The sequence below is a fragment of the Streptomyces sp. NPDC030820 genome (assembly GCF_055572075.1).
In genome coordinates this window covers 55,173-75,123 of record NZ_JBVIEB010000003.1, presented here as the reverse complement: position 1 = coordinate 75,123, position 19,951 = coordinate 55,173, and the positions used below count along the sequence as shown (strand labels likewise).

At 72.3% G+C, this 19,951-nt stretch carries 6 protein-coding genes; all 6 read right to left on the bottom strand.

The window, feature by feature from the left end; all coding sequences use genetic code 11:
- Window positions 1–20: 20 nt before the first annotated feature.
- Genes ACZ418_RS08800 through ACZ418_RS08775 form a run of 6 tightly spaced genes read right to left on the bottom strand, consistent with a single transcriptional unit; the run spans window position 21 to window position 19,879 of the window.
- Window positions 21–3,320: a non-ribosomal peptide synthetase gene (locus ACZ418_RS08800; protein ID WP_468359133.1), complete on the bottom strand. Its 3,300-nt coding sequence runs from the start codon at window positions 3,318–3,320 to the stop codon at window positions 21–23.
- Window positions 3,317–4,087 (bottom strand): thioesterase II family protein, encoded by a 771-nt coding sequence (locus ACZ418_RS08795; protein WP_468359130.1) that lies wholly within the window; start codon window positions 4,085–4,087, stop codon window positions 3,317–3,319. Before ACZ418_RS08795 ends, ACZ418_RS08800 begins: the two co-directional genes overlap by 4 nt.
- Window positions 4,084–7,170 (bottom strand): non-ribosomal peptide synthetase, encoded by a 3,087-nt coding sequence (locus ACZ418_RS08790; protein WP_468359127.1) that lies wholly within the window; start codon window positions 7,168–7,170, stop codon window positions 4,084–4,086. Before ACZ418_RS08790 ends, ACZ418_RS08795 begins: the two co-directional genes overlap by 4 nt.
- 1 nt (window position 7,171) lies before the next feature.
- Window positions 7,172–12,529 (bottom strand): SDR family NAD(P)-dependent oxidoreductase, encoded by a 5,358-nt coding sequence (locus ACZ418_RS08785; RefSeq protein WP_468359124.1) that lies wholly within the window; start codon window positions 12,527–12,529, stop codon window positions 7,172–7,174.
- Window positions 12,526–17,520 (bottom strand): amino acid adenylation domain-containing protein, encoded by a 4,995-nt coding sequence (locus ACZ418_RS08780; protein WP_468359121.1) that lies wholly within the window; start codon window positions 17,518–17,520, stop codon window positions 12,526–12,528. The genes ACZ418_RS08785 and ACZ418_RS08780 overlap by 4 nt, the downstream gene beginning before the upstream one ends.
- A complete protein-coding gene (locus tag ACZ418_RS08775; protein WP_468359118.1) occupies window positions 17,507–19,879 on the bottom strand; it encodes a lantibiotic dehydratase in 2,373 nt (790 codons plus the stop codon). Before ACZ418_RS08775 ends, ACZ418_RS08780 begins: the two co-directional genes overlap by 14 nt.
- Between the last annotated feature and the right edge of the window lie 72 nt (window positions 19,880–19,951).

The window sequence follows — 19,951 nt, the reverse complement described above, 5'->3', positions numbered from 1 at the left end:
AGTTCCTGACATCGATGGCCTCACTGGGCGCGGTGTGCGGCCGCGAGTCGGGCGAGGTGCCCCGCCAACGCGCGGCGTGTGGGGTACTTGAAGACGTCCGTCACGGGGAAGTCCCGCCCCAGTTCCTGTTGGAGACGCGCGTGCACCTGTACGGCGAGCGCCGAGGTCATCCCCACCGTGAAGAAGCTCGCCCGCTCCGGGATCTCGAATCCCACTGTCTCCCGGACGACCCGGGAGACGAGTTCGGCCTCGCCGTCGGCCTGATGCTGCTGCCCGGACTCGCGGATGAGCCGGGCCATCGCCGCCGGGGTCGGGGCGCGGAAGACCATCGCCATCGTGACCGGCGTGCCACAGCGGCTCGCCGCCTCGGCGGCGAGCCTGACCGCGAGCAGTGAGTTTCCGCCGGACAGGAAGAAGTTGGACTGCATTCCGGTCCCGGGGCGATCCAGGACTTCCCGCCATAGGTCCCGCAGCGTGTGCTCGAGCTCGTCGCCCGGCTCCTCCGCGGAGGCGGGCTGCTCGGGCTCGGCGGCGGCCAACCGCCCCAGGGCGGCCGTGTCGAGCTTGCCGTTGGCGGTGGTCGGCAGCTCGGACAGGATCACGAGGCGGGCGGGCACACTGTAGCCGGGCAGTACGCGACTGGCATGGGTCCAGACGTCCTGCACCAGGCCGGGACGGTCGTCCGCCACCACATAGCCGACGAGGGACCCGGTGCCGCTCGGATCGCCCAGCAGGAGAACGGCCGCCCCGTCCACCTCCGGGTGCTGCAGCAGGGCGCTCTCCACCTCGCCCAGCTCGATGCGATGGCCGCGCAGTTTCACCTGGCGGTCGGCCCGCCCCACGAGTTCCAGCGTGCCGTCGGGCCGCTGGCGCGCAAGGTCGCCGGTGCGGTAGTAGCGGCCCAGCTCCGGGTCGACGCGGAAGCATTCAGCGGTCAGTTCCGGCCGCTCGTGGTAACCGGCCGCCACTCCGGCGCCGCCGATGCAGAGTTCCCCGGTGAGTCCGGTCGGCAGCTCTCGGCCGCGTTCGTCGAGGACACGGATCCAGGTGTTGGCCAGGGGTGTTCCCACTGTGACCGGTGCCCCCGCCTCGATCGGCGCCGTCGTCGACCAGATGGTCGTCTCCGTGGGGCCGTAGACGTTGAGGACCCGCGCGCCGGTCCGCAGCAACTGGTCGGCCAGCGCCCTGGTCAGGGGCTCACCGCCGCACAGGACCGTACGACCGGACAGGCGCCCCTCGAGGTGCCGCGCGACCAGGCGCCATGTGGTCGGTGTGGCCTGAACGACCGAGACCCGCTCTCGCTCGACGAGCTCGGCCAGTACCCGTGGCTCGCCCCGGGCTTCGTCCGGGGCGACGACCACCCGGCCGCCGACGGCCAACGGCAGACACAGCTCGAGAGCGGAGATGTCGAAGGCGAACGTGGTGAGCCACAGCGTGCTGGTGTCCGGTCCGGCGCCGAGATCGGCAGCGAAGTGCCGTACCACGTTGGCCAGATTGCCGTGGGACAGGCGAACGCCCTTGGGCCGACCGGTCGACCCGGACGTGTAGATGAGATAGGCACAGTCCTCATGACCGGGTCGGGAACCGACCACGAGCTCGGCGTCGTCTTCGGGCCCTTCGGGAGCGTCCAGCAGGACCCGGCCTTCACGGCACGCGGGTGGCAGGTACTCGGCGCCGATGACGGTCCGGCATCCGGCGTCGTCAAGCTGGTGAAGCAGCCGATCAGCGGGGTGTCCGGGATCGCAGGGCAGGTAGGCGGCTCCGGCGGCCCACACTCCCAGGACGGCCGCCGCCGCCGTGATGCCCCTCGGCAAGGCCATGGCGACGACCGCGTCCGGACCGTTCACCGCCGCCTCGACCCGGGCGCGCCAGCCGGCCGCCGCGGCGGCGAGCTCCCGGTAGGTGGCGCTGTGCGCGCCGTCGACGACCGCCGTGGCATCGGGTGCGGCCTGCACAGCCGCGGAGAACAGGCCGAGCACGCTCTGTGGCCCCGGCCAATGCACCGTGGTGCGGTTCACGGCCTCCGCCAGCCGCCGGTCCCGTTCCGTGCGCAGGTCCATGTCGCCGACCCTGCACCCGGGATCGGCCGCGGCCCGGACGAGGACCGCGTCGAGGCGGTCGAGAAAGGCCTCGGCGAATGCCGCGCTGTGGGCCTCGCTGCTGTAGAGCAGCTTGACGGTGAGCCGGGAACCCACCGGCTGGGCGGTCAGCTCCAGATCGAACCGGCTGAGACCGGTGGCCACCTCACGCAGCCGTGACCCCTGGCCGGCGGGATGGTGCGTCGGGTGCTCCGGCCTGAAGTTGAACTGATGCCGTACGAGCCGGGAGCGCCACCACGCCGGGCCGTCGACCGGTCCGGCGGACGAGGCGGTGACCGTCTCGAAGGAGGTCCGGCCGTGTTCCAGGCCCGAGACGAGGGCGGCGGCCACTCGTGCGACGAGGTCGACGAAGGGCAGCTCGTCGGCAACCTCCACGCGCAGCGGCAGGGTGGCCACGTGGTAACCGATCGCATCCGCCTCCCGCCCGCCGCGGGTGTCGGCCATGACCCCGATGACCTGGTCGGCGGCCGCGCCGTGGCGGCGCAGCAGCAGGTAGTAACAGGCCAGGAGGACGATGGCGTCGGTGGCCTTGCATGTGCCGCGCAACGCCGCCAGACCTCGTGCGGCCTCGGGCGACAGGTCGCGCTCGAGCTGGTCCCCTGCGAAGGTCGGTTCCGCTCCGGGCTCGCGGGCGCCGTCCAGGCGCATCGCCACCGGGTCGAAGCCGGCCACGTGCTCGCGCCAGTACTCGCGGGCGGATTCGGCGTCAAAGGAGGACACCTCGACCGGTTCCGGCAGTGGGGACGGCTCGCCGTTCTCCGCGATCTCCAGATAGGCCCGGCCGAGTTCCGCCGTCAGCCGGCCCAGACTGGCGGCGTCCACGATGATGTGATGAGCGGCGAGGCACAGGACCTGCCGCTGTGCGGTGACGGTGAACAGACCGACCCGCACCAACGGTGCCTGGTCGAGCCGGAACGGCCGGGCAGCGTATGCCCGCAGATCCGCCTCGATCCGCTGTGGGTCGCTGGCGAGCATGTCCAGTTCGAGGCCGATGCCGTCGACGGGCAGCTCGCGGCTGACCACCGTGCCGTCCCGGAGCAGGAATTCCCGACGGAGCGCCCGGTGGCGCGCGGTCAGCAGGTTCAGCGCCTCCTGCAGCGGCCACCAGCGTGCGGGTCCCTCCAGCTCGATGGCGACAGCCGCGTTCGACACACCGATGTCCGGAACCAGTTGCTGGAGCATCCAGAGGGCCTGCGCGCCCTCGTCCACCGGTCCGGTCATCGGGAGCTCCTCTCGTCCGCGGGGAAACCCTCCGCAATCGCCTGCGCGACACCCGGGCAGGTGTCCTCCAGGAGCCAGTGCCCGGCGTCGAACGGGCGGAGCTGCACCGGAAAAGTGCTGTGTCTGCGCCACCCCAGCAGTGCGCCCCGTGGCGTGGCGGTGTCGTGTCGGCCGTGCAGGACGACGATCCGTACGGGCAGGGCCGGCCCCGGCTGGTACCGGTAGTGCCCCAGCCAGGTGAAGTCGCCGCGGACAGCCGGTTCCGCGAGCCGACGCAGCCGCTCGTCGGTGGCGACCTCGCCCGAGACGCCCCCTTCCTCGGCCAGATGCGACCAGAGCGCGCTCGACGGCATCGTCGGCAGCCGGTAGGGGCGGCGGGCGATGTCGGGCGCCTCGAAGGAGGCGATGAACAGCCGGCGGGGCAATGGCAGTTGACGGTCGGCGAGTATGCGGGTCACTTCGAAGGCGGCCAGCGCGCCACCGCAGTAGCCGAACAGGCTGTACGGCCTGCCGTCCAAGAGGTCCGCCAGCGCGTCGGCGAGCTCCCCGGCCAGTTCCGCGAGGTCGGTGCGTGGCCGCTCGGCCAGCCTGGCCTGGCGTCCCGGCAAGTTGGCCGACCAGAGTGCCAGGCCGTGTCCCGCCAGCTCACGGGCCAGTGGCACCAGTTGGGCGCATCCGGCACCTGCGTGCGGGAATCCGAAGACCCGCCGTTCGCTGTCGGCCGCGAGCGGCAGGAACCACGCCGTGTCGTCAATGGTGTAGGTCATGTCTGTGGTCTCTTCTCGCCGAGCCAGACGGCGAAGTCCGCGGGGGTCGGTGCTTGGAAGACGGCATCGAAACCGATGTCCTCGCCGAGTTCGCGCCCGATCCGGTCAGCCAGCCGGACGGCTGCCAGGGAGTGGCCGCCGGACGCGAAGAAGTGGGAGGACACGCCGAGCCGGGGATCACCGAGGATCTCGCGCCAGGCCTCGACCAGAACGCGCAGCGTCGGGTCATCGGGCAGCTGGGCCGGTTCAGCGGTCGGGAGCAGGGTGAACCGCTCGGCCAGCGCGCGGTGATCGATCTTTCCGTTGCCGGTCAGCGGGAGCTCGTCCACCACGAGGTAGCGCGCCGGCACCGCCGCCGTCGGCAGCAGTCCGCGGGCGTGCGCGTGGAGCCTTACGACGAGCGCGTCGGCCTGCTCGGGCGGCAAGGGGCCGGCCGCGGGAAGGCAGGCGGCGGCGATGACCGTGCCGTCCGCCCCGGCAAGGGTCAGGGCGACGGCGGTGGCGATCTCGCTGTGCTCCTCCAGGGCTGTCTCGACCTCGCCGAGTTCGATGCGGTGGCCGCGGACCTTCACCTGCCGGTCGTCGCGGCCGAGGCACTCGAGGACGCCGTCCGTACGCAACCGCACGATGTCGCCGGTGCGGTAGTAGCGGCCCTGGTCGGGGTCGTGCCGGAACCGTGCGGCCGTCAGTTCCTCGTCGCCACGGTAGCCACGGGCGAGGCCCACGCCCGAAATGCAGAGTTCCCCGGGCACGCCGGGCGGAACCGGCCGGCCGGCGACGTCCCGGACGGTCACCGTCGTGTTGGCGATCGGCGTGCCGATGGGCACGCGTTCCGGCACCGGGCGGTGCAGTTCCGCGGCGGTCGACCAGATCGTCGTCTCGGTCGGGCCGTAGACGTTGAACAGTCGGCAGCCGTGGCTCAGAAGCTGGTCGGCGAGCGCGGCCGTCAGCGGCTCGCCGCCGCACAGCACACGCATGCCGCGCAGTCGGACGGTCGGTTCCGCTGCCAGGTGGCGCCAGGTCGTGGGGGTTGCCTGGGCCACCGTGACGTTCTCCGTGTCGATGACGGCGGCCAGTGCGGCGGCATCCAGCCTGACGTCGTCCGGCACCGGGACGACGCGGGCGCCCCGGCACAGGGGCATGAAGAGCTCGAGTGCCGAGATGTCGAAGGAGAACGTGGTGAGCCACAGGACCCGGTCCTCGGCCGTCAGTGCCAGGGCGTCGGCGAAGTGCCTGACCACATTGGCGAGGGCGTGGTGATCGACCTCGACCCCCTTGGGGCGGCCGGTCGAACCCGAGGTGTAGATCACGTAGGCCAACGGGCCCGGGACGGGCGCGCGCGGAGCCGTCCGGCCGACGGTGTCGGCGGGCACGACGACGAGGCCGGCCGAACAGTCCGCCGGCGCCGGCCGGTCGGTGACGAGCACCTTCACCCCGGCATCGGCGATCTGGTGCGCCATGCGCTGTGCCGCATGGCCGGGGTCGAGCGGAAGATAGGCCGCTCCGACCGTCCAGACGCCCAACGCCGCGGCTGCCGCAAGCGGCCCGCGGTCCGCGAAGAGACCGACCACGTCGCCGGGGCCCACGCCGGCCTCGGTCAGACGCTCGGCGACCCCGGCCGCCGTCTCCAGCAGCCGACGGTAGCTCCAGTCACCCACGGCGAGCGTGTCCGGGCTCCGCTGCGCCTGTGCGAAGACGAGTTCGGGAACGGTGACCGGGGAGTGGGTCGGCCAGTCGCAGGCGGTGGCATTCAGCCGGGTGCCGATTCTCCGGTCGTCCTCGCTGGTGAGGTCCACGGCGCCGACCGGTGCCGCAGCGTCGCCGCCCAGACCGATGAGCAGACTCTCGTAGCGGTCCAGCAGTGCCGCGATGTCGTCGGCGTCGTGCGCTTCGGTGCTGAAGACGGCGCGGACGTCGATGGCGTCGGGCCCGGCGAAGACGATGAACTCCAGGTCGAGACGGCTCAGTCCGTGGCCCACGTCGAGCAGCGTCACCGGAAGGCCCGTCATGCTGAGCTCCTCGTCCGGCATGGCCGGACGGAAGTTGAAGGAGTGGTGGAACAGCGGCGTGCGCCAGTGCCCCGACCGGTTCTCCAGCATCGGCTGCACGGCCTCGAAGGACGCCTCGCCGTGTTCCAGCCCGGTGAGGAACACGGAACGCACGGTCTTCACCAGGTCGTCGAACCGAGCGTCCAGGTCGACCGGTACCCGCAGCGGCAGGGTGCTGACGTGATAGCCGAGCGTCTCTCCCGCGCCGCTGCGGCGCGTGTTGACCGGGACGCCCACGACGAGGTCAGGGCCGGCGCCGTGGCGGACCAGGAGCAGGTAGAACGCGGCGAGCATCACGATGTTCTCGGTGGAACGGGTCCGGGCCCGCAGCCGGGACACGGCGGCCACCGCCTCACGGCTCAGCGACCGGTCGAGCCGCCCGCCCGCGAAGGTAGGGCGGGCGGGGACCTGCCGGGCCCCGGGCAGGACCGACTCGGCCGGGTCGGCTCCCGCCAGATGAGAACACCAGTAGTCGAGCGCCTCCTGGTCGGGGGCGGATTCCGGGGATGCAGGGACCTCGCCCGCCAACTCGGGCGGCAGCTCACCCCCGGATGCGAAGGCGTCGTAGAGGAGGCTCGTCTCGCGCATGACCACCCATGCCGTGGTCCAGTCGGCGATCAGGTGGTGCAGCACGAAGCAGACCACGGTCGAGGTGGGAAGCATGACCGCATAGGCCTTGCCCAGCGGCCCGTTCTCGACGTCGAGCGGTGTGGCGATCAGCTCGGTGAGCGTCTCGTCCAGTTCCTCCTCGGCGCAGGCGATCGTCTCCAGCGCCATGCGTGCCCGGCCGGCATCGAGGACTCGCCTCGTCAACCGTGAGCCGTTGCCGGGGAAGGTGGTGCGCAGCGCCGGGTGGCGGCGAGCGATCTGGTTCAGTGCCTCCTGCAGCGGCCACCAGCGCAGGGGCGCGTCAACGCGCAGGGCGAAGCCGATGTTGCAGATGCCGCGTCCGGCCGCCAGCCGGTGCAGCATCCACTGGGCTCGTTCCTTGGCGGTGACGGGGAGTTGGCGCTCGTGCGCCAAGGCCGAGGACACGTCAGCTCGCCCCCTGGGCCTGGAGCACATCCGCGAACGCACGCAGGGTCGGATTGTCGAACATGGTGACGATTCCGACGCGGATTCCGAACTCCTCCCTGATGCCTGCCATCAGCTCCACGGCGGTCAGCGAGGACCCGCCGAGCTCGAAGAAGTCGTCGTCGGGTGCGACCTCGCGGCCCAGCAGTTTCGTCCAGAGCGCGCCGAGCCGCTCGAGGACCGTGCCGCCCTGGGCCGCCGGTGCCTGTGCCTGTGCCTGTGCCGGCACCATCACCGGCACCGGCGCGACGGTCGGGGCCTGATCCGCGGCCGGCACCGCCGGTCGTACGACGGCGACCGGCAGAGGAACCGAAGGTACCGCTACGGCGCCTGCCGGCTCTGCCTCGGCCAGGGGCACCGGGCTGTCGTCGACGTACGGGCGCACGGCCACCTGGGAGGGTCGGCCGGCCCCGAGAAGCGCCAGGAACAGCCGTCCGCCGGCTGCCGGTGCGATGCCCTCGACACCGGTAGCCGCCGTGGTGCCGCTGTCAGCCGGACGCTGCCCGGCCGGCGGCCCCGCGACGAACCCGTCGTCGCTGATCCGGCGCATGGTGTAGCCGTCGATCCTGCCGACGGGCCGGCCGTCGTCCGCCGCGTAGAGACCGATGTCGGCGACGATCAGCCCGTCACCGGCCGGGCGGCGCCTGATGTGGCTCGTCAGCCTGGCCGGGAGGTCCTCGTAGACTTCGAACACGTCGTACCCGAAGGGCAGATGAGCTGCGTCGATGCCCGAGGTCCGGGCCTCGGCGGTCGCGTTGTCCAGCAGTGTCGGGTAGAGCGGGTAGTCGGCCACCTCGTGCGCAAAGGGCGCCGCCAGCACCATGTCGACAAGCTTCTCCAGGTGCCCGTCCGTGCCGACGGTGACCTTCTCGATGTTGTCCCAGCGCGGCCCGAAGGTGAAGAACGCGTCGTTCATCTGCGTGGCGACCTCGAAGACCGCGGGCGTGCTGAGCCTGGCCCGCAGAGCCGGGAGGTCGCTGCCGGGTGCCAGCCGGGGCGTGTCGAGCACGGCGATCGTCCCGGTGGAGTGGGTGATCGCGGCTCCGCTGCCCTCCGCGGTCCGCGAGGAGAGGGTGAAGTGCCAGCCCGCTCCGTCCGGCTCGAAGGCGATCTCGGCGTCCCGGGGACGTTCCACCACCAGGGCCTGCTGGAACACCACATCGCTCAGGCGCACGGGGGTGCGCCGAGGGCCGATCGCTTCACGGAACGCGCGGACCACCATGTCGAGGTGGCCGGTGCCCGGCATGACCGGCTTGGCACCGACCCGGTGCTCGTCGAGCATGGGGTCGGTGGCCGCGTCCAGCCGGCCGGTCCACACACGGGTGCCCGCGGGGCGGTCGTCCCGCGCCGCCATGCCGGCGTCACGCCATGAGGGCCAGTTGACGCTCAGCGCCGTGACGCCCTCACGGGTCAAGGACCTGGCATAGGCGTCGAGGAAGCAGTTGGCCGCCGAGTAGTCGGCGCTGCCCACGAGGCCGTTGAGGGCGGCCCGGCTGGAGAAGAGGACGATGAAGTCGAGCGGAGGGTGGTCGGACAAGGCCTCGGTGAGCGCGAGCGTCCCCTGGACCTTGGGCCGCAGTACCGCTTCGGCCTCCTCTCGGCGCCGGCCGAGCAGCAGGCCGTCTCCCGCGATACCCGCGAGGTGCACGACGCCGTTGACGGCTCCGTGCCGTGCCCTGACCTTGTCGAACAGCCGCCGGACCGCCCGGCCGTCGGCGATGTCGCAGGCTTCCGCCTGCACCGTGGCACCGAGGCGTTCCAGCTGCGCGGTCTGCGCCTTGAGGCGCTCCGGGGAGGGCAGGTTGCGTCCGGCGAGCACCAGGTGGGGGCGCATGCCGGTGCCGGCGAGGGCCTGGGCGACAGCGCCGCCGAGTCCGCCGAATCCGCCGGTGAGCACGTAGACGCCGCAGCGGCGGAGTGCCGGAGCCGGCGACGCGGCCGGACGGTACACCCGTTCTGCGCGGACCCACCGCCCCCGGCCGCGCAGTGCGACCACCGGCTCCGGCGCGGGGGAGGCGATCTCGGCCGCCAGGTCCTCCTCGCGGTAGGAGTCGCAGACGTCCACCAGACGGCACGTCAGCTCCGGTGCCTCGAGCGCCAGGGTGCGGACCGCGCCGTGCAGTGCGGCCTTCACGGGGTCGACCGGCTCGGCACCGGTCACATCCGCCGAGCGGCCGGTGATGACGAGCACGCCCCCGGTCCCGACATGACGGGTGCCGCAGCGGACCAGCGCGGTGAGACTGTGGTAGGCCTCGTCCAACTGTCCCGCGGCATTGCCCGCGGTCGGCTGCGGCCAGGCGGGCACCGTCAGCGCGTGCACCAGCAACCGCGGCACTTCCCCGCGATGCGCCAGAGCCTCGAAAACGCGGTCCAGGTCGTCCTCGGATGCGAGGCGTACCCGGAACTCGTCGTCGGCCGCCTCGAACACGTTGCCCGTCCGCACCCCGACGGGCCGGTAACCGGCCTGACGCAGGCTCAGCAGGACCCGCAGCGCGTCCTCGGGCTCCTCCGGCAGCAGGGCCAGCGCCGTCCCCAGATCCTCGCCGTGGACGGAGGGCTCCAGGTGGGGGCGTTCGACCCAGGTGAAGGTCGTGAACGGATCGGCTCCGGCAGAGGTCACGGGCTCCTCCGTGGGATTCGGTTCCGGACGCGGGGACTCGGTGGGGGCGGAGGTCTCGGCGGTGCCCGGTAGTTCCAGCCAGTGCCTGGAGCGCTGGTACTGGTAGCCCGGCAGCGGCACCCGGCGCACCGGTCGCCGGCCGCGGATCGCTTCCCAGTCGACCGTGTGGCCCTCGACCCACACGGTGGCGGCCGCCGACAGCGCGGCCCGCAGATCGTCCCCCTCGCCCGTACGCGTGAGCGTCGGCACGGCGAGGACGGACCGGTCCGCCGGATACTGCCGTACCAGGCTGGTCAGCACGCGTCCGGGCCCGGCCTCGATGACCAGCGCGCCCGAGTCACCGAGCACCTGGTCGAGCGCCAGATCGAAGCGGACCGGTTCCACCAGCTGGCGCGCCCAGAACATCGGATCGAGCGCCTGCGTGGACACCTGCTCGCCAGTGGCCGCCGACACCATCGGCACCTGCGGCTCGCGCAGCACCACACCGTCGAACGCCGCCGCGAACATGTCGACGGCCGCGGCCATCGACGGGCTGTGGAAGGCATGCGACGTCGCCAACGTGCGGCAGGAGAGGCCGGCTTCGTCGAGCACCGCGAGCGCCTCGGTCATTCGGTCGGCCGCGCCGGCCACCACGGTCTGCCGCGGCCCGTTGACGACTGCGACGGTGACGCCGTCGGGGAGCAACGCCGCGACCTCGCTCGGGGTCGCCGCGACGGATGCCATGACACCGGGCTCCATCGCCGCCATCGCCGTGGCGCGGGCCAGCACCAGGCGGGCCGCGTCATCGGGTTCCAGAACGCCGGCGACGGCGGCAGCGGTGATCTCGCCCACGCTGTGCCCCACCACCCCGGCCGGCTCCACGCCCCAGGACCGCCACATGGCGGCCAGCGCGTACTCGACGGCGAACAGCAGCGGCTGGGCCACCGCCGTGTCCACCAGCGCCTCGGCGTCTCCCGCCGACCACGCTTCGCGGAGGGCGGTACCCGAGGTGCCGAGACGCTCGAACCGCTCGAAGCACTCGTCCAGCGTCCGGGTGAAGACGGGGTCCGCACCGTGGAGGCCCGCCGCCATCCGCGGATGCTGTGATCCCTGTCCCGGGAAGGCGAAGACGATGGGGCGCCGCTGTCCGCCGGTCGACCGGACCACCTTGTCCCGGGCCACGGCCTCCGCGACCTCCGCCGCCTCGTCGGCCACCACCGCCGCTCGGACGGGGTGCTCCGTACGGCCGTCCTGGAGGGTGCCCGCGACGTCGGCGAGCGGGGCGGCGGCATCGCCGCTCAGGTGCTCGACGAGCTGCGGCTCGTAGTCGCGGACAGCCTGCTCGGAGCGCGCGGACCAGACGATCACCTGGGGCCGCTGGTGGGGTTCGCCGATGGTCGGCACCGGCGCTTCCTGCAGGATCAGGTGTGCGTTGGTGCCGCCGAAACCGAGCGAGTTCACCGCTGCGAAACGCGGCCGGTCCGGCGTGCGCGGCCAGGGCACGAGGGCGTCGTCCACCCTGAACGGAGACTGCTCGATCTTCAGTCGTGGGTTGGGCTCGGTGAAGTTGGCCGTCGGCACGCGCTGCTCGTGGGCAAGGCACAGCACCGCCTTGACCAGTGCCGAGATCCCGGCCGCGTGACCGAGGTGGCCGATGTTGCCCTTGACCGAGGAGAGCGCCACCGGGCTGGTGCGCTCAGCCGCCCCGGCGGCTTCGAAAGCGGCGGTGAGCGCCGCCACCTCGATCGGATCGCCGAGTGAGGTGCCCGTGCCGTGAGCCTCGACGAAGTCGATGTCGGCGGCGGTGACTCCGGCCAGGGCCATCGCCTCGGCCATCGCGCCCACCTGTCCGACGACGCTGGGGGCGGAGAAGCCTGCCTTGGTGGCGCCATCGTTGTTCACCGCGGAGGAGCGGATGACCGCCCAGATGTGGTCGCCGTCGGCGATGGCGTCGGAGAGCCGCTTGAGCAGGATCGCACCTGCCCCGGTACTGAAGACCGTTCCGCTGGCATGCTTGTCGAACGGCCGGCAGTGGCCGTCGGACGACATCGGGCCGCCCGGGTCCCACTGGTAGCCGTGGTGCACGGGTATCTCGGCCTCGGATCCGCCTGCGATGGCGTAGTCGCACTCTCCGGCCCGGAGCGCCTGGCAGGCCAGGTGGGTGGCCACGGCCGAGCTGGAGCACGCGGTCGAGATCGTGAGCGCCGGTCCGCGGAATCCGAACCGGTAGGCGACATGGGTCGCCAGGAAGTCCGGGTAGCTCAGCGTGCTGGACGCCAGGCCGCTGGCTGAGAGCAGCTGGTAGCCCGCGCCGGCACGGACATGCACATCGAGGTAGGTGTTGACACCGGTGGAGCCGAAGACGCCCACCCCCTCCGCGATGCGCTGGGGGTCGTATCCGGCGTTCTCGACGGCGTCGTGCGCCACCTCGAGGAACATCCGGATCTGCGGGTCCAGTACGGCCGCGTCCCGCGGGGTGAACCCGAAGAACTCGGCGTCGAACGCCTCGATGTCGGGTGTCTCGGCGTACGCCTTCACATATGAGGCGTCGGCGAGCAGCTCCGGGCGCACGCCCGCGGCGAGCAGCTCCGCATCCTCGGGAAACGTCACTGCTTCCTGACCCTTGGTCAGGTTGTCCCAGAAGTCCGCGGTGTTGCTGGCACCCGGAAAGCGGCTTGCCAACCCGATCACCGCGATGCTGTCGTCCGGGTACGTGTTCACGCGTTGCTCTCCTTCAGTCGCGCTGATGCTCGCGCCGCCAGCCGGCGGGAGCGCAGATCGGCGAAGCGGGTGACGGGTTCCCGCCGGTAGCGGGCCGGGGTCGACGAGACGGCGCCGGACAGGTAGGCCGCCAGGGCGCGGACTCCGGTGTGCTCGAACAAGGCCGCGACCGGGAATTCCCGCGCGAGTGTCTCTTCGAGTTCCTGATGGGCTCGGGCGATCAGCAGGGAACTGGCGCCGAGAGCGAAGAAGGTGCGGTCGACGGGTACCGAGTCCACACCCAGCAGCCGCGCCCACACCTCGGCCACCAGGCGCTCGAGTTCGGTCTGCGGCCCTGCGGCCGGCGTCGGCGTTGCCGGGGGCGGCGCCGGCAGTGCGGCTCGGTCGGTCTTGCCGTTCGGGGTCAGAGGGATACGGGGGATCGGTACCACCGCGACCGGCAGCATGTGCTCCGGCAGGCGGACCCGCAGGAAGGCACGGACCGATTCCACGCTCGGGGCCGGGCCGTCCGCCGCAGGCACGACGTAGGCGATCAGTCTCGGCGCTCCGTCGGGACCCCGCCGGACGGCGGCCGCTGCGTCTCGGACGGCCGGGTGGGCGAGCAGCGCACGGTCGATCTCGGCCGGCTCGGTGCGGATTCCGAGGATCTTGGCCTGGTCGTCGCCGCGTCCGGCCAGCGCGATCAGCTCCTGCGAGTGGTAGCGGCCCAAGTCCCCGGTGGCGAACCGACGGTGGCCGGGCACCGGATCGGGCGCGAACACCTCGGCCTGCTCGCCTCGCGCACCGGCGCTCAAGGCCAGGTACGGGCTGCGCACCACCACGGCGCCCAGCTCCCCCACCGCCGCGCGCCTGCCGTACCGGTCCAGGACCAGCACCTCGGCACCGGGAGCCCCGGCAGCGATCGTGACCGGATCCGACTGCGGCTCTCCGGGATCGAGCACGCGCGCACTGACCAGCTGCGGCGTTTCGGTCGTGCCGTATCCGTGCACCACGACGGCCCGCGGGGCCCAGTCCCGGATCGCCGCGACGTCGGCCGCCGTGAGAGCGTCACCGGAGCAACACACCAGCCGCAGATCGGTGAGGACCGGAGCCTGCCGGGCGAGTGCGACGAGCCGGCACATCGCGGGAGTGACGTGCGCGATCGTCACCCGCTGTACGGCGAGCCACTCCCGCAACTCACGGGACGCCCTGGTGAGCCCGGCGGGTGGCACACACAGCGTCGCACCCGTCCACAGCGGCGTGAAGACGTCCCGCAGCAGCGGATCGTGACCAAGGCCGGAGAGCATGGCGAACCGGTCGGCGGGCCCGATGGCGTGGGCACTCACGTACCAGTGCAGGAAGTGCGCCAACGGGCGCGAGCTGCCGACGACGGCACGGGGTTCGCCCGTCGTACCGGAGGTGAACGCCACATAGGCCGGCGTTTGCGGACTCGACGGTGCCAACGGCCACGGCATCTGCGCATCCGCCGGGACGGCGGGCCAGTCCGGCACCGCGGCCCGCAGCTCGGTCGGGGCATCGGCTCCGACCGCCAAGGCGACGCTCACGTCCGCCGACCGGCACTGAGCCGCCAGGCGTGCCGCCGGGTACTTCGCGTCGAGGATCGTGAAGGCGGCACCGGCGCCGAGCACTCCGAGGAGCGCGGGCACCAGTTCCAGCGTGCGGGCCGCGTAGATTCCGACCGTTGTTCCCGGCCCGGCCCCGGCAGCGGTGACGGCGGCGCAGAAGGCGCCGGCACGTGCGTACAGCTCGGCATAGCTGAGTTCCAGCTCGGGACCGACGACCGCGGTCTCCCGGGCAGACGCCGTGGCGACCCGCGTCAGGCCGGCCAGAAGGTCGGGCACGTCGTCACGGAGATCGGGCCAGGCGGGCTCCGGCGCGGCAAGGCGGTGGCTGCCCACCGGCTCGCCCGGCGCGGCACACACTGCGGCGACCAGCGCCAGGTACTGGTCCGCGAACTCCTCGGTGATTGCCTCGTCGAAGCGGTCGGCGTCATAGACGAGATCGATCCGGTGACCCGAGTCGTACCGGGTCACGTACATCGACAGATCGAACAGGGCGCCGGGAATCGGCGGCTCCCCGACCGTCACCCGCAGGCCGGCCATGGACGGCGGCTCCATCGGGCGCCCGAGCCAGTTGAACCAGGCGCGGAACAGCGGGGCCTGGTCCGTCTCCGGCCCACGCGCCTGCTGGACGATCTCGTCGTACGGGATCTCCGAGTTGGCGAGGGCGTCGGTGAATCCGGACTGCACCTCACGCAGCAGCGTGTCGAAGTCCGTCTCCGGGGCGACGGAGAACCTGAGCGGCAACGTGGCGACGTCGAAACCGACCAGTCGCTGCGTCTCGGGCAGGTCCCGGTCGCCGTACGGCACGCCGACCACCAGGTCCCGGCGGCCCGACCACCGGCTCAGCAGCAGGGCGAACGCGGCCAGCATGACCACGTGCTCGGTGGTCCGGCGCGCCGCGGCCGTCTCGGACACCGCCCGGGCCGCGACCGGACCGAGCTCGCGGCGCAGCGTCGCGGCCCGGGGCGTCGCCGTTTCCGGCCCGGGATCGCGGACCGGTAGCGGCAGCGTCGGTACCGGATCGGCGAACCGCTCCCTCCAGTAGGCCCGCTGGGTGTCACCAGGCTCTCCGGCCAGCCGAGCGTTGCGCCGGGCACTCAGGTCGAGCGGGCGCACCGCGGGCTCCGGCAGGTCGGGCTTTCGGTCCGCCAGCAGGGCGTTGTAGACGGCCCCCAGTTCCTCCACCAGGATGCGCTCCGACCAACCGTCGAAAGCGATGTGGTGGACGACGAGGAGGAGGTCGAAGCGGTCCGCGCCATGCCGGACCACGGCGGCCCGGACCACCTGTCCGAGGCCGAGGTCGAAGGGCCGCCGGACGATCTCCTCGACCACCGACGCCGCGGTGTCCGATGCGGCGTCGACGACCTCCCATTCTTCGCGGACCTGCGACAGCACCCGCATCACCGGTCCGTCCGGTCCGTTCTCGAACGCGGTGCGCAGGGCCTCATGCCGGGCCACCAGGTAGGTGAACGCCTCACGAAGGACGTCGGTCTTCAGGGGCCCGTCGACGTGCAACAGGGTCGGGAGGTTGTACGTGGGGTCGTCGGGACGGATCTGGTGCAACAGCCACAGCCGCCGTTGCTCAGGGTCGAGGGGTCCGACCTCGGCGTCACTGGCCGGGAGGGGCGTGTCGGCACGGGCCTGGTCATGGACCGCCCTGACGAGTGCTCTGATGGTCGGTGCGGCGAAGACCGCCGCCATGGGGATCCACGCGCCCGTCCGTTCCCGTACGGCGACGGCGAGGAGCGCCGCGGTGAGGGAGCTGCCGCCCGCCTCGAACAGGTCTTCGTCGAGATCGCGCGGCGGGCGGCCGATCAACCGGGTCCAGGCCGCGACGAGCAGTTCCTCGGTCGACGTGCCGTCGGCGGACGCCTGCTCGTCCCCGCCCCGCGACCGTCGCAGGGCGTCGCGGTCGACCTTGCCCGAGGGGGTGAGCGGCAGTCGGTCGTGGCGGATGACCTCGGCCGGCACCATGGCGTCGGGCAGGGTCTCGGCGCAGTGGCGCCGCAATCGGTCGGCCAGTGCCTGCGGCTCCTCGTCGCTGCGCGCGACGACGTGCGCGATCAGCACCGCCTCCCCCGCCTGTTCGTGACGGGCGACGACGGCCGCCTGGACCGCCTCGTGAGCGGCGAGGGTCGCCTCCACGGCGGCCGGCTGCACCCGCACGCCTCGGACCTTGACCTCGTCGTCAGCCCGTCCGACGTGGACGAGCATCCCGCCGACGCGCCGTACCAGATCGCCCGTCCGGTACAGACGGCCGCCGGGAGCGTCGGGGGCGGCGACGAACCGCTCCGCGGTGAGGTCGGGTCTGCGGTGGTAGCCGGCCGCCAGGGTGGCACCGCCGAGCCACAGTTCGCCGGTCTCTCCGTCGCCGACGTCCCGGCCGGTCCGGTCGAGCACTCGGACGTGGACTCCCGGGAAGGGCCGGCCGATGGGGACCGATCCGTCGGGCAGGCTGCGCAGGAGTCCGTCGTCGACCTCGCACCAGGTGCTGTCGATGGCCGCCTCGGCCACCCCGTACGAGTTGACGATGCTCACCCGGGGGCCGAACGCCGCGCGCACGGCCTGGTAGTCGCGGACGGTCCACCGCTCGCCACCGGAGATCAGCAGCCGCAGTGACGGCGTCGCCCTCTTCTCCGCGGCGAGCCACGACGCGAAGAGCCGCAGTACGGCCGGGGTGAACTCGACGGTGTCGACGCCGTTCGCGGCTATGAGATCGGCGAGCGACGGCGGATCCAGCAGGACGCGCTTGGGACAGAGCACCAGACAGCCGCCGGAAAGCAGCGCACGGGCGATGTCCCCGACATGGACGTCGAAGGCCGGTCCCGCCGCCTGCAGGTGGACGCGTGGCTCCGGGGCCAGTTGGTAGCAGTGGGCCCAGGCGTGGTAGATCGTCGCCAGTGCACGGTGCGAAACGGCGACCGGCTTCGGAAGGCCGGTCGAACCCGAGGTGTGCACGAGGTAGGCCAGGTCGTCGGGTGACACGCGCGTCCGCGGGGGGCACGGTGCTTCCCCGCTCTCCCACCACGGCAGCCATGGCTCGACCCGGCCGACCAGCTCAGCGTGCGGGGCGCTGTCCTCCGCCCCGCCGATCAGCACCGCGGGCTCGGCCGCGGTGAGCATGGCGTGGATCCGGGCGGTCGGTGTCGCCGGGTCGATCGGCAGGTAGCAACCGCCCGCCTTCCAGATGGCAACGACCGCGACGGCGGACTCCACCCGCTCCTTGTCCACGAGTACGGCGACCGGCACGCCGGGACCGGTCCCGGCCGCGATGAGCCGCTGTGCCAGCTGGTCGGACGCTGCATCGAGCTGCGCATAGCTCAGTCGCTGCCGACCGGCGACGACAGCGGTCCGCTCGGGGAATCTGCGGCAGGCCCGGGCAAAGAGCCGGTGCAGCAGCAGCTCATCGGTGCCGTCAACGGGCGGCAAGTCCAACCCCCTCCTGGTGCTGGCGCGCCCCGTCCACCGCCCAGGACGCCGCCGGGTACATGTGCTGGTCGACCGCGACGATCCGCAGCTCCGAGGTGTAGCGGCCCCCCTCGGGGTCGCTCAGCCAGAGCTCCGACGGCGCAGGAAGCATCTCGGCGATGTCGAGGTGCGCCCGGCCCGGTGGAAGGGCGGCGACGCGGCGGACTGCTCGGGCGAAGTTGTCGACAAGCGCGGGTGCCTGGAAGTCCACGTAGAAGGGCTTGGGCTCCAGCGGACTGCCCACGAACACATGCCGGGGCAGCCCCCGACGCGCCGCCCACTCGCGCAGCGCGCCTTGGACCGGGTCCCTGCTGCGCTCGGGGAGCGGACCGGTCTCCGCGGCATCGACCCGCCACTGCCGACGGCAGACCGTGAGGTCACCGATGGCGACCCGGGGAGCGCTGCGCCGGGGCGACCTGATCTTGAACATGTTGACGACCACCGCGGTGAGGAATTCGCCGAAACACTCCACCACCGGGGCCTGCCACCCGTCTTGAGCCGACGTGGCCAGCAGGTCGTCGTCCGCCTCGTGGACGACGAGGTCGCTCGCGGGTGTACTGGGGGCACCGGACGGATGCCCGTCGTCGGACCCGTACGACCAGTAGCGGTACATCCCCGGAGGATCGAGCGCGAGCGGCGGGTACGTCCGGGAGCTGATCTCCGCGGCGGAGGCGGGATAGACGGGCACCACACGATGCGGTACCGCGTCGTCGGCGACCGCCTGCGTCAGTGCCCGGGCGTCGTCCGCCATGGTGGCGAAGACCCGGCTCTCCAGGGTGTTGAGGGCAACGTGGAGTTCTCCGAGAACCCAGTGCAGGCTGCCGTCTTCCGCCACGCGGGGCAGGACGTCGGGACTGTGAACCTTGGCCGCCGCCCACAGTCGGCCACGGGGCTTGAAGAGCACCTTGGCCAGCTCGCGGGCGCGGTCCACCGGAACGACGGCGTCATCCGGGCCCTCGGGCAGGATCTCGGCCCAGCGCAGCTGGAAGTCGGTGCGGACCTCCGCATAGAGCTCGGCGGCCGGGTCGAGGACATCGGCGCAGGCAAGCTGGAACTCCGCCAGCGTGACGACCTCACGTCCCTGGCGCAGTTCCCGGTACCGGCGGATGAACTCCTCGTTCGCCGCTTGCCCGATCTCCGCCGCCAGCCAGCGGGCGGCGTCGAGAACGACGGAGAGCGGCCCGGCGAGCGCGTTGAGGGCGTCGTCCCCGATGACCGCGTCGAGGTCACGGCGGCAGTCGGTGTAGAGAGGTGTGCGGCCGCCGGCCGCCAAGGCAGAAGAGCGGGCGGCGCGTTCTTGGGCAGCCGGTCGGCGCCGGACGGGCGTCGGTTCGGCGGCTCCCCGCTCCTCGGACGCCGGCAGGGCGCCGATGGCTCCGCCGAAGGCCGTGTCCGCGAGGCCGAGTGCCTCGGCGAGAGCGGAGGAACCGCGGGCAGCCGCCACCGCGGCACGCGCTGCCTCGAGTTCCCCGAGTACGGCCAGCAGGCGTCGGCGCACCGGGGCATGGGTGATCTGCTCAACCTGCTCACGGAGGTGACGCTCGGGAGTGCCGTCGATGGGTACGGCGAAGCCGACCCGGACCACCTGCTCCCTGGCGAGCTGGTCGATGAGCGCCCCGGCACCTTCGCCGTGGCGGTCCGTCAGCTCCTCGACCGATGCGGGCAGACCCGCCAGCAGACGGGCAGCGCCGGGGGGTAGGGCAAGCAGCGGACGCCGTGGGCGCCGGGCCGCGTCACCGGCGACGGTGACGGCCGGGTCGATCCGCACGGGCAGGAAGGGGCGCAGCTCGGGGTCGGCGTTCCAGTGGCGCGCGACCGCCTGCAGCGCCCAGATCTCGAAGCCGACAGCGCTTCGGATGATCCCGCCGCTGCCGGACACCACCGTGTCGGTGCCGCCCAACTCGGCCCAGGCGACTGGCCCGAAGAAGCCGACCGTGTCGTTCTTCGCGCAGTACCGCTGCGCGTAACGGGCGATCAGTGTCTCGCGGCGCGCCATCCGCGGCAGTTCGGCCGGTCGCCCGGCCCGCACCGAAGCGGCGTAGTCAGCCGCCCAGTTCGCCATGACCTCGGGGTTCTGCCAGGTCAAAGCCGAGGCGAAGGTCTCGTCGAGGAGAAAGGCGTTCACTGCTGCCCTGGTCGCGGCCCGGGCCTCGGCGTCGCGCTCCGTTCCCGAAGGGCGTTCCGGCTCCCCCGCCACGGCGAAGGCGTCCAGGCGCTGGAACGGCAGTCCGGCGGACCGCAGCGCCGCCAGCTTCCACAGCAGCCAGTCTTCGGCTATCGCGACCCGGCCCGTCGCCGCTTTGGCGGCGTCGATGAGCATGGACGATCCTTCCCAGTACAGCTTGCGCATTCTCAAATAGCGGCCACGGAAACAGATTCGGCCGGATAGTCG